The 11,980-nt window shown below is 36.4% G+C and carries 8 protein-coding genes; all 8 read left to right on the top strand.

Annotated features, from left to right (window positions below):
* Position 1 precedes the first annotated feature (1 nt).
* Positions 2–508, top strand: a complete 507-nt coding sequence (locus NU887_RS15880; protein ID WP_258424365.1) for a hypothetical protein — start codon at positions 2–4, stop codon at positions 506–508.
* Between the two features lie 51 nt (positions 509–559).
* Positions 560–2,170, top strand: coding sequence for an ArnT family glycosyltransferase (locus NU887_RS15875; RefSeq protein ID WP_258424364.1), 1,611 nt, complete (start codon positions 560–562; stop codon positions 2,168–2,170).
* Positions 2,171–2,806: 636 nt separating this feature from the next.
* The gene (locus tag NU887_RS15870; protein WP_258424363.1) at positions 2,807–3,853 is read left to right on the top strand and encodes an NHL repeat-containing protein; all 1,047 of its coding nucleotides are present in this window, start codon (positions 2,807–2,809) and stop codon (positions 3,851–3,853) included.
* Positions 3,854–3,927: 74 nt separating this feature from the next.
* Positions 3,928–5,109, top strand: a complete 1,182-nt coding sequence (locus NU887_RS15865; protein WP_258424362.1) for a 6-bladed beta-propeller — start codon at positions 3,928–3,930, stop codon at positions 5,107–5,109.
* A 564-nt stretch (positions 5,110–5,673) separates the two neighbouring features.
* Positions 5,674–6,912: a hypothetical protein gene (locus tag NU887_RS15860; protein WP_258424361.1), complete on the top strand. Its 1,239-nt coding sequence runs from the start codon at positions 5,674–5,676 to the stop codon at positions 6,910–6,912.
* A 335-nt stretch (positions 6,913–7,247) separates the two neighbouring features.
* Entirely contained in the window at positions 7,248–7,616 is a 369-nt protein-coding gene (locus tag NU887_RS15855) for a hypothetical protein (protein ID WP_258424360.1), read from the top strand.
* Between the two features lie 132 nt (positions 7,617–7,748).
* Positions 7,749–8,816 (top strand): efflux RND transporter periplasmic adaptor subunit, encoded by a 1,068-nt coding sequence (locus NU887_RS15850; RefSeq protein WP_258424359.1) that lies wholly within the window; start codon positions 7,749–7,751, stop codon positions 8,814–8,816.
* Positions 8,817–8,821: 5 nt separating this feature from the next.
* Positions 8,822–11,848 (top strand): efflux RND transporter permease subunit, encoded by a 3,027-nt coding sequence (locus NU887_RS15845; protein WP_258424358.1) that lies wholly within the window; start codon positions 8,822–8,824, stop codon positions 11,846–11,848.
* Positions 11,849–11,980: the final 132 nt, after the last annotated feature.

Genomic DNA, 11,980 nt, shown 5'->3' with positions numbered 1-11,980 from the left:
AATGCTAAGAGATAATTTCAAATTTGTCCTCGTATTAAGCTTTGCACTAGGTACGGCTATTACAGGATGTAATAATAAAAAAAGTGAAAGTGAATTTCGAGAAATTGTTCTACCCAAAAACCTAGAATTTATTGAAATAGATAAATCACAAAAGTTTGATAAAAGCTGGTATGATAGAAAATATAAGGTAGTGGTTTTTGCAAGACACGGCGATACACATTCTCCACTCAAGTTGGATTGGCAAAGTGCTATTTCTGAATTTGAAGATATTGCATTTTTATTCTATGTATCAGAGAAGGATACAGCAAAATTGATCAGGAATCTAAAGCAGTTTAGCTTTACCCATCCAATTATTCATGATCCAAGTGAAGAGTTTAGGGAATTAAACGTTAAAGGAAAGGAGTGGACTTTTATTTCCTATTTGGTTAAAGACAATGAGATAGTTGGAATGGGCAATCCGTCATTCCCTGATTTTAAAGAAAAATTGATTGAGTTAAAAGATGAATGAAGTTTTAAATGATTTTATTATGGATTTTTTATTAATGAACATTTTATTGGAATGAATAATTATGTGTATTTTTTCTTTGCAATACTTTTATTATTTGGGACTTTGAAAGTAGGTGACTATGGAATTTCCATTGATGAACCGATTGAAAGGAAACATGGGATTGTAGCATTTGATTATGTGAATGAAAAATTTGGTTTATTTTCAAGTATTCCAAAAGGAACCGAAATTAATCTAATAAATTATGACCATCGGGACTATGGGCTTATTTTTCAATTTACAGCATATAGTTTGGAGTTACTTTTTAATATTGACAACAGTAAGGACGTATTTCTCTTACGTCATCTTTTGGTTTTTTTACTATTTTGCGTGAGTTTGATCTTCTTTTATAAAATCATAGAATGGCGGTATAAGGACTGGAAAATAGGCCTATTGGGGGTGATTTTTTTCTTACTGAGCCCACGTCTATTTGCTGATTCTTTTTATAATCCTAAAGATATCCCCTTGATGTCTTTTTTTATTATTTCCGCCTTTACAATGGTTAAATTTTTTTTCCAACCAACTAATTCAAGTGCTGTATGGCATGGAGTTGCATGTGGTCTGGTAGTAGGCACTAGAATAGTTGGTATTTATATGCCTATTTTCACTTTATTGCTTATTTTATTAAGAATCTATCAAATACGGTCGTCTAGCCAGTTAATTAGGAATTTTCTTGTAGTATCATCAATTTTTATTTTTTCCCTATGCCTTTCAACTCTTATTTTTTGGCCAATACTTTGGGAGGACCCACTTGGTAATTTATTGTACTCATTTAACAGCATGAAAAAGTTCAGATGGTATGGTAATATTCTTTTTTGGGGTCAAATGGTTAATTCTAATAACTTGCCTTGGTATTATATACCCTCTTGGATTTTGGTTACTACTCCGCTTTCAATAGTCCTGTTTTTTTGTGCAGGAATTTTTTCTATTTCTAAATCTTTATACAATCAAAAATGGAGTTATTTAAAATCCCGATCGAATCAAATGGATTTGATATTTCTGGGTTTATTTTTAGGGCCTCTTATTGCGGTGATTATTTTTAATTCAGTTCTCTATAATGGATGGAGGCACTTATATTTCATCTATCCTTTTTTTCTTTTGATCGGAATGAGGGGGTTCATGTCTCTTTTTTTATTTGTAAGAAGTAGTTTCCTACTGAAAAAAAGAATCTTTGTCTCAGGAATTCTAAGTGTTTTTATTGTTTTTAACCTAATCCAAACATTGGTTTTTATGTTTAAAAATCATCCCCATCAAAATGTGTATTTCAATGAATTGGTTCGAAATGTCGAACACAACTTTGAGCGTGATTATTATGGCTTGTCTTACAAGCAGGCATTGAAATATCTATTGGAAAAAACAGATGATGATAGTTTGATGATTTACAGCCATGATTTTATCGGAAAGATCAATACCATGAATTTTCCCAAAAAAGAAGCCGAAAGACTTCACTTTGTTTCCAATTTGAATGACGCGGATTATTTTATGTCCTTATTGAATCCAAGAGATGAAAAAGAGAAATTTGAAATGATAAACAAAAATAGCCTTTACAATAATCCTGAGTTTTTTAATATCAAAGTCTCTGGATATAGGATAATTAGTATTTATAAATTAGAAAGGGAAAATTGAATGGAAGGAAAGAGCATAGAGATTATTGTTTTCAAACTTTTTAACATCAACCCTTTTGAATTTGTTTAATAACTTAGTTTATTGTAATCCTATTCAATAACCACGAGTGATATGCGTTTTGGTAATTTTTAAATATTAAGAATAATTGTTTTTCCTAATTGACGACTTACCCGTTTCAATTTTAAATTAGTCGACTAATTTTCCGGAAGAATTAGGAAATGCAGTTGGGGGGGGGGTAATTTAGTTCACAGAAAGTAAATCTACCGGTTGAGCAAACTTTTTTAGGAGAACCACACTGCCTGTCTGTGTGTGGAATCGTATATTTAAAATGAAATGATTATGAAAAAATTAATTCTTTCTTTATCCTGTGCCTTATTATTAACGACATTGAATGAGGTATTTGCTTGCCAATCTGTTACTATGTGTGCAAACGCAGAACGGATTTCTTGTACTGGAACCCGGTGCGAAGCCGGATCTAGTTATGTAACCTGTTATGGTGCAAATGGATCAGTTTCCTCATCGTACTGCGATGACATACCTTAAATTATTTAATTACTCTGATGATTACAAGAATTTTTAACCTTGCAATCATCAGAGTTTTTAGTGCTATAAAATCTCTATATAATTATAAAAAACATGAAAACAAGTATGAAGGTTAAGTCAATTATAATTATGTTTTTTTTTATTTTGATGTTCAATTCTTGCAAAACAAAAAATAATGAAATAAAGGTTAAATTATTAAAACCAGAAAGAGAAATAGAATCCATTAAAGATTTATACTATATAGCCAATATTAACTTAGTTTCAAATGAAGACCAAATTTTCATAGTTGATCGTAGTCAGGGAGTTCTAATTGCAACTGATAAAAATTTTGATCCCCAATATTTGATAAATAACAAAGGTGACGGTCCAGGTGAGTTACAACAACCTATAAACGTTGTTTATCAAAACGACACACTTTTTATTGAGGATATTCAAAATAGAAGAATGAATTTTTTTCAATCTAATTCAGGTAGATTTTTGAATTCATTCAAAATTCCATTTGCCACAACAGGGAAGAGGTTTAGTATCGATTTAGAAGGGAATTTTCTATTTTCTAGACTTCCTGATGAGTCAGGAAATGCAATTACAAAGGCAAATAAAAAAGGGGAGAAATTATTTGATTTTGGATCAAAAATACCTGATCCATTCAGTAGAAAAAACAATCAATCCAAACTTGTACAAGTAAATGAAAATAACGAATACATAGTTACATCAGTTACGTTTGGTGTTCTTGAGATTTATAATTCAAAAGGAAAAATTTTGAGCAGTATTGATTTAAAAGAATATGAACCTATAAAAAGGGGATTTGATTCGTTAAAGGTAGACTTAGCTGCTTTGGAAAAGGCAGAAGATAAAAGATCCATTCCTCAACTTATTCTAGACTCACAAGTAATTGGTGATATGATTTTTATAACATTTACAGATCGGATAGGTCTGGATCGTTCAGGAACAAGGCATTTACTTCAACTTCAATTAAAAAATAATGAAATTTATTTAAGGAATATTTATCGGTTTGTAACGGGATCAGAGGATGATGATTATAATTTTATGTCATTTCATTATGATAAATATGAAAGGAAAATATATGCTCAAGGGTTAATTACCAATAAACTTTATGTTTTTCCGATGGATACAAAATAGTAAGCCAGTTCCTCAAATTAACTTTTGATTTGGTCTGTAGTTATTTCTTAAAGTTTTCGATATTCAAAAGAAATATGCGTCTACTCCCTTTGTTATTGTTTGCTTTGGTAATGATATTGACTGTTTCTTGCAAGGAGGGAAAAAAGGAAGCGAAAGTGATAGAAGAAGTAGATCAAACTGATTTCAAAGCAATGCATACTGTTTTTGTCAAAACAGAGATCGAAATTGAGAATCTATTTGAAATCGAAGAAATCATTCCTTTGGATGTTCCGGATGGGGAGACTTTGGTAAGTATTTATAGGCTTCAAACTTTTGAAGGTAATTATTACCTACTCGACCTGGATTTTGGGACACTTCTCAAATTTTCACCTGAAGGAAAGGCATTGGCCAAAATCGGCAAGTTGGGAGAGGGGCCTGAGGATTTGCTTGATTATTCTGATTTTGCTTTGAGCAAATCAGCAAAAGAACTTCTTGTGGTAAGTATGTCAGGAATGTCAATTTCCTTTTTTGATTTGGAAGGGAACTTCAAAAGAAAGATTAGGTTAAAAAGCCAATCCGAAATGATTGCTGTCGATAAAGACAGAAATATTGGAATGTCAATTACCTATTTTAATGAAGACTTTTACAATTTTGAGACGCTAGATAGTTCCGGGACTAGTGTCAATAAATTTTTCCCTTTCCCTAAGGGAATGGATGCGATGCTGCTTAGATGGATCTCAGGCCATATTTCAGGTTCTGAAAAGGGAGGGTTTTTGTACCATGAGCCTGCAAACTCGGTGATTTTTGAAATAAACGGAGCGGAAACCTTTCCCAAATACCAGTTTGAAAGTAATGAACCAATGTGGCCAACAGATAAAAAACATCAAGTGATTAAGTATTTCGAGTCTTTGGCTTCCGGACAAATTTCATTTCTAACGCGCTTTTTTGAGGAATCGGAAAGCCATCTTTTTTTTACATGGAACAAAAAGAAAAGAGCTATAGCCGAAAAGGTTGTTGATTATAGAACCGGGGTATATGACAAATCAACTAATCAAACTTATATCACTAAAGAAAATAGCCTTTCGGAAAAGATGGCAGGCCCAATGGCTGTGGAGGGCAACTCCGTTTTGTTTTCCATTTCACTGTATCAATTGCTGGAAATTGCTGAGGAACCGATTTTGAAGAAGCACATGGTTCAGATCCAAAAACTCAAAAAAGAAGAAGGAGACACCGATTTTCCTGTAATATTGAAAATGAAATTGAAGGAATTAGAGTAAAGGGAGTTTAAGTAAGGTTTTTCCTTCAGGATCCAATTTTGAACTTACTTTTTCAAACTTTTTAACATCCACCCTTATTGGTGATAATAAAATTTTCTATCTGAAAACTTATCCGTTTCAATTTTAAATTAGTCGACTAATTTTCTGGAAGAATTAGGAAATGCAGATGGGGGGGGTAATTTAGTTCACAGAAAGTAAATCTACCGGTAAAGCATACTTTTTTAGGAGAACCGCACTGCCTATCTGTGTGTGGAAGCTTTAATTTAATATGAAATGATTATGAGAAAGACTAGTAAAGTTTTGTTAAGTCTGTTTATTTTAAGCTTACCAATATTGGTAGGTTCAAATAAAAACGTTAATGCAAATACTGATTGGGAATGGGCTACTTTAAGTTCAGTTCAAGGTATTGCAGTCTGTGACGGACCTTCGGATAATTGTACTAAACCGGTAAGACCGAAACCACAAACCTAATTTTAATCAAAGTCTGCCCTATATTTAGGGCAGACTTTATTTTTTTAATTCTTAAGCTAAATTAGGTACAGCAAAAGCCCACAAAAAATATTTATGATTGTTAAAAATTGCATTGATATCATTCAACACCGTATTTATTCTAATTTCCTTAGTTTGTTTCTCATCTCTATAGGCTATTCTTGCCAAACAAAAAGTCAGGAAAATATACCTCAAATTAAAGACATCACCGTTGATTTGGGGGCTTATTCAATTATTGATACTCTTAAACTGAATTCCGATTCAGTTAATTTTAGATTTTCAAATATCGAGAAATTCAGGAGTGATTCTCTATTGCTTTTTAATTACCCTGACCTTGATTTGCATTTCAGTAATATTGGATTTGAAGATTTAGCCTTAATTAGTCTGGTTTCCGATTCTAAAGGAGGGTTTCAAGGTTCTTTTATAGAACCACTTTGGGATCTAGACAATAATATAATTATTGTAGAACAAGGTAATATTCCAATGCTTACCTTTTTTGATTCAAATTTTCAATTTGTTAAAAAATTAAAATTAAACGAATATATAGATGAAAACTTCTATTTGCCATCCATTGCTTCAAGGGCAAAAATTTTAAAAAATGATTCAAAAAAAACTCTATTAATGACTTCGGAAAGCATGGATTTCATGAAAAACACTAAAGATTTTTTCTCTTCGAGCTATGTTTTCCTTAAAGTGGTTTTAGATTCCTCAGATAATTATTTGTCGCATTCTTTTCATTTAAGGTTAAATGAATACGATGAAATAAAAAAATCCATAAAAACCAATAAGAGATATTGGTCAAGTTCCATTCCAAAATTTGATGTTTACAATGATAAAGTTTATGTTGTATATGAATTTTCTGATCAAATTTTTATTTATGATTTGAACTTCAACCTTGAGAAAATTATTCCAATTCAGTTTTATAATCAGTCTTTTACGCCGTTTTCTGTTGGGCTGAACAATGGTGAGAGAAGTGATCCAAACGAAAGTGTAAAAATTGAATTTTTGTTAAGGCATTCCAAGCCACAAATTGTTGACATAAAAGTTGATTCTAATCGAATCGCTTTACTCTATAATGAGGTAGTTGAAAAAAATAAGATCCCTTCCAATATTTTTGAAGAAAACAACTATTTGTATCATTCTTTTCTTCAAGTAATTAATAATACCGATGGGAAATCAAATCAACTTTATATTCCTTTAGCAGATGACTTTTCTCCCTATGGACCAATTTTTTTAGAGAATAAATCAATTTTAATTAATAAAAACTTTAATAAGTCAGATGGGTATGAAATTCTTGAAATTATTGTCGATTAGGCTATTTGTAATTGTGTTTTTAAGTTTTGGAATTGTGGGTTGTGGAAAATCAAATTTGGAATTTTCATCAATTCAAATATTGCTTCCCAAAGAATGTCTAGACTTTAATTTTGTTGTGCTGGTTTCTGATAGATCATGTAAATTTTGTTACGATCAGATTAATTCAATAGACAAGAAAAGTGAGGTATTAATCCTATATTTTACTGACAATAAAAGTGGTCAAAAAAGCATCCAAAATTTCGATAATTTCATTTATTTGAATGATTATTCTGTGATACATGAGGTAGCAAATATTACAAAAAACTATAAAGAACCCTATCTAATCAAATTAAACTATGGAAAAATTACTGATATTATTTCTTTGGACGAATCTCCTTCTATTTTCTAAAGTCACAAATGAGTTGGATTTATTTTTAGAGACTGAACTAAGAAACTGTAATTGTTCTGGCGAAGTCATTATAGTAGTCGCTTCTGATTCCCCTCAATTTGATTTTAATAAAAATCTCCCTTCAGTTTTTTCTTCTAGGAAAATTATTTTTCTTCATGAGGGCAAAAAAAATAATAAAATGAACAATTCCTATTTAGTTCATGATAAAGATATTGTTTCATTGCTGAAGGGAATAATGAAAACAAATGGTCCATTTTTGATAGAATATAGCAATAAGCAAACGAAAATGGTTGTTGATTTATCTAAGTTAATTTAGAAGATTAATTTTCCTTTGGAATAACTCCTAATTGATTTCGAACTCACTTTTTCAAACTTTTTAACATCCACCCTTTTGGATTTTGTTTAATAACTTAGTTTATTGTAATCCTGTTCAATAATCTCAAAAAATATGCGGTTTGTCCATCTGTTTTTATTTGTTTTTTTATTGTTTGTTTCCATTTCCTGCAAGGAAGAAAAAGCCGAAAGTCAGGATCAGCCCTTGGAGGCCTTCCGGGGTGAAGTGGCTGCTACTCCTGTCCGGATAGCCAAAGCCGAGAAGCGGACTTTTGATTACCTGATCAATGCCTCCGGCAAAATCGAAGCTGCAGAGCAGGTCAAAATCATCGCCGAGCGGCCGGGATACCTCATTGAACTTACCGTGAAAGAAGGTGACTTTGTCGAAAAAGGTAAAATCCTCGCCCGCCTCGATCAGACAGAAAGCTTATTGAACCTTGAAAAGGCAAACATAGAACTCAAAAATGCAGTCGCCACTTACCGTTCGGAAATCCTGAGCTTCGAAAGTATCATGAACAGCGGCGATGAAGAAAGAATAGCTCAGGTACAGGAACAGCTTAAGGCGAAGAGTGGACTTTTTTCAGCAGAGATTGGCGTCAAGGAAGCAAAGATGGATGTGGACAAAACTGTCATCAAATCCCCGATTTCGGGTCGGGTGGCAGACCTCAAGACCAAGCCGGGAAGCCTTGTCAAGTCAGGTGACGAAATGCTTGAAGTCATCAATACGGCTGCGCTCGAACTCAAAGTGAAAGTCCTCGAATCAGACATCAACCTTATTTCCCTAGGTCAAAAAGCCGAAATCCTTCCCGTCGGTGGCGGGGAAGGCATCAGCGGTTCGGTCAGGAGTATCAATCCCAAAGTGGATGAAAACGGACTTGTTCAGGTCAATATCCTGATCAACGGAGGCAAAGGATTGCTTCCAGGGATGAACGCACGCGCCATCATCCGCGCCCCACAAAACAACAGCATCGTCGTCCCCAAAGAAGCATTGGTGTACCGTTCCCAAAGGCCCGTTGTCTTTACGATTGAAAAAGACGAATCAAAATGGAATTATGTGGAGGTAGGAAAAGACAACGGAAAGGAAGTTGAAATCCTCAGCGGCATTGAATCCGGAATGACCGTCATCACTTCCAACAACCTGCAGCTTGCACATCAGGCACCGGTACAAATCCTCAAAGACTAGGCGCTATGGTAAGGTTTTTACTGGCAAGACCCATAGCTGTATTGATGGTTTTTTTGGCCTTGATGGTCTTTTCGGTCATCGTGTTCAGGACGCTTCCGATTTCACTTTTGCCTCCGATCGATGTCCCGCAGATCGTCATCAAGGTCAACTATCCCAATGCTTCTCCTGAGGCCATAGAGCAGAATGTGCTTTCCCCGATCAGGGAAGGCCTGATGACACTCAATGGGCTAGAAGATGTAGAAAGTAAAGCCGGAAGCGAAACAGGCACGATCCGACTGACTTTTGACTATGGCACCAAAATGGAACTCGCCTATATCGACGTCAATGAAAAGATCGATAGACTTACCAACAGCCTTCCTTCGGACCTTGCCCGTCCCCAAGTCATCCGGATCAATACCAATGACATTCCTGTCGTCCGGGTGCAGGTCATTCCCAAACCTGGATTTGACTTTACAGAAATTAGTCAGTTGACCGAAAATGTCCTGAAGAAAAGGATCGAACAGTTGGAAGGGGTTTCCTTGGTCGACATCAATGGCAAGAAGGAGCGTATCATCACTGTCACCCCGGACAAAGCTGCCCTCCGTGCCCTTGGCATGACGGAAGACAATGTGATCAATGCCATCCAATTTGGCAATGAAGAACTACCCGGGATCAGTGTGGAGGACGGTCAGTTCAGGTATTACCTGCGGTTGGCGACAAGGGTGGATTCCCCTCATGATATCATGAAGCTGCCCGTCACTTCCGAAAAGGGAGTTACTGTTGATTTGGCTAGGGTCGCGATGGTACAATACGAGACGAATGAGGTTTTGGGACATCACCTTTTTGGAGAAAAAGAAGGGCTTGTCATCACTGTGCACAAGCAGGCTTCCGCCAAGATGAATGAACTCCTTCCCAAGGTTTATGAAGCAATAGAGTTGTTCAAAGCGGATTACAACCAAGTGGATTTTGAGTTGACGCAAGACCAATCCGTTCTGCTGAATGCCGGCATCAGCAACCTGCAGACAAGCTTGCTATTTGGGGGATTGTTTGCTTTTGGGGTATTGTTCCTCTTTATGGGCAATTACCGCATGCCGATCATTATCGGTATTTCCTTGCCGACTTCTTTGCTGATCAGTTTTCTGGTTTTTTACTTCTTCAAAATCTCGATCAATGTCATATCCCTGTCAGGCCTCGCCTTGGGTTTGGGGATGTTGATAGACAATGCCATCATCGTATTGGACAATATCACCCGAAAGAGGCTTGACGGATTGCCGATATTTGAAGCCTGTGTTCAGGGAGTCAATGAAGTGATGTCGGCTTTGGTCAGTTCGGTGCTGACGACCTTGGCGGTATTTATTCCTTTGGTGTTTTTGAGTGGGATTTCGGGAGCCTTGTTTTTTGATCAGGCCGTTTCTGTGGCTGCGATTTTGGGGGTTTCCCTTTTGGTGGCATTTATTTTCCTACCGATGCTGTATCATTTTTTCTATAGAAAAAAGGCGGTGCAAGAAGAAAAGGGAGATGACAGCAGGTTTTTCAAGATCATTTTAAAAGGCTATAAAAGCCTGTTCAAAAAGGTTTTCAGTTATAAAAAACTCAGCTTTGGAGTTTTCATTTTGCTGATACCTGCAGGTTTGGCTTTGGGCTACCTGCTCCAAGTCGAAGGCCTGCCACCGATAGAGAAGTTTGATGCGGTAGTGGAAATCGACTGGAACGAACCGATCGGAGTGGAACAAAACAAAGACCGGGTATTGTCTATCTTGGAGTCCATGAAAGGCGCATACCTGAAGTCGGAGACAGACCTTGGGGTAAGGCAGTTTTTGCTTTTTGATGGGGAAAGTTCCCTGCAGGAAGCCAACCTCTATTTCCTTTTTGAATCACAGGATTCCAAATCTTTGCAAATGCAACGGTTACAGGAATTGGTTTCGGGCAATTATCCCAATGCACAAATCTCGGTTTTGGATGCTCCCAATGCTTTCGATCAGTTGTTTGCTTCCAACATTCCCTTTTACGAAGTGAGGTGGAAAGACCTGGCGACCAAAAAGCCGATCGAGGAAGGCAGGATGGATGAATGGCTGTCAGTATTTCCTGTGAAGGAATTCAGCCGAGGACCAGGATTACAGAAAGAAGCCTCGGTGATATTCAGGTTGGATGGTGGCAAACTCGCGCTCTATGGCATCAATCCACGTGACTTGCAGGAGCAGGTGAAGCAGTTGTTTGGGGTGTACCCGATTACCGACATCAAGCGATTTGGGGAAATCACCCCCATCAAACTCAAGGCCGACAAGACCAATTTTGAGCAGATTCTCAACAATAATTTCCTTCGGGGAAAAGACGGCAACGAATATGCACTGAGCAATTTCATCAGTTTTGATTATGAAAACCATTATAAATTTGTCACTGCGGACAAGGGTGGTTTGTTCCAATCGGTCATTTTTGATTCAAAAAATCCAACGGCCTATAATGCCGAGATCATCAATTGGGCAGCGGATAAGAATCTTGGAGTGTCTTTTTTTGGGCAATACTTCAAAGATCAGGAGCGGATCAAGGAATTGGTCAGTATCCTTTTGATCTCTGTGCTGTTGCTTTATTTTATCCTTGCTGCGCAATTTGAAAGTTTTATTCAACCATTGATCATCATTGCTACATTGCCTTTGGGAATCGGAGGGGCGTTTTTCATCCTTTTTCTAACCGGAACTTCCCTTAATGTCATGTCAGCGATAGGTTTGGTTGTCATGTTGGGAATCATGGTCAATGATGCCATCCTGAAAATCGATACCATCAATAGATTGAAAGAACAGTACAGCAATCTCCCCGTGATGGAAGCTTTGGATAAGGCTTTGTATGAAGCTGGGCAGATCAGGTTAAAACCTATCCTAATGACTTCGATCACGACCATCTTGGCTTTGTTGCCGGTGGTTTTCTCTTCAGGTTTGGGTGCGGACCTGCAGCGGCCCTTGGTATTTTCCGTCATCGGCGGTCTGACCATCGGAACCTTTACAGCGCTGTATTTTGTGCCTTTGGCTTATTGGTTTATAAGTAGACGTGAGACATAAGACATAAGACATAAGATTTGAGACATTAGACATGAGAAAGAGCCTCGCTACAAAAGCCAAGATGTAAGCCAGTACAATTATGTTATTTCGAGGAAATTTCGTTTCTAGTTTCTTGCTTCTCGCTTCTCGTCT

It is taken from the genome of Aquiflexum gelatinilyticum, assembly GCF_024741135.1.
In the GTDB taxonomy this organism is placed as follows: Bacteria; Bacteroidota; Bacteroidia; order Cytophagales; family Cyclobacteriaceae; genus Cognataquiflexum; species Cognataquiflexum gelatinilyticum.
Note: the sequence above shows the minus strand (reverse complement) of the source record. Positions and strands in the feature narration are given on the sequence as shown.

What these genes read in the sequence shown, in the direction of transcription:
- NU887_RS15880 (WP_258424365.1), top strand. Translation starts at nt 2, where the DNA reads ATGCTAAGAGATAATTTCAAATTTGTCCTCGTATTAAGCTTTGCACTA.
- NU887_RS15875 (WP_258424364.1), top strand. Translation starts at nt 560, where the DNA reads ATGAATAATTATGTGTATTTTTTCTTTGCAATACTTTTATTATTTGGG.
- NU887_RS15870 (WP_258424363.1), top strand. Translation starts at nt 2,807, where the DNA reads ATGAAAACAAGTATGAAGGTTAAGTCAATTATAATTATGTTTTTTTTT.
- NU887_RS15865 (WP_258424362.1), top strand. Translation starts at nt 3,928, where the DNA reads ATGCGTCTACTCCCTTTGTTATTGTTTGCTTTGGTAATGATATTGACT.
- NU887_RS15860 (WP_258424361.1), top strand. Translation starts at nt 5,674, where the DNA reads ATGATTGTTAAAAATTGCATTGATATCATTCAACACCGTATTTATTCT.
- NU887_RS15855 (WP_258424360.1), top strand. Translation starts at nt 7,248, where the DNA reads ATGGAAAAATTACTGATATTATTTCTTTGGACGAATCTCCTTCTATTT.
- NU887_RS15850 (WP_258424359.1), top strand. Translation starts at nt 7,749, where the DNA reads ATGCGGTTTGTCCATCTGTTTTTATTTGTTTTTTTATTGTTTGTTTCC.
- NU887_RS15845 (WP_258424358.1), top strand. Translation starts at nt 8,822, where the DNA reads ATGGTAAGGTTTTTACTGGCAAGACCCATAGCTGTATTGATGGTTTTT.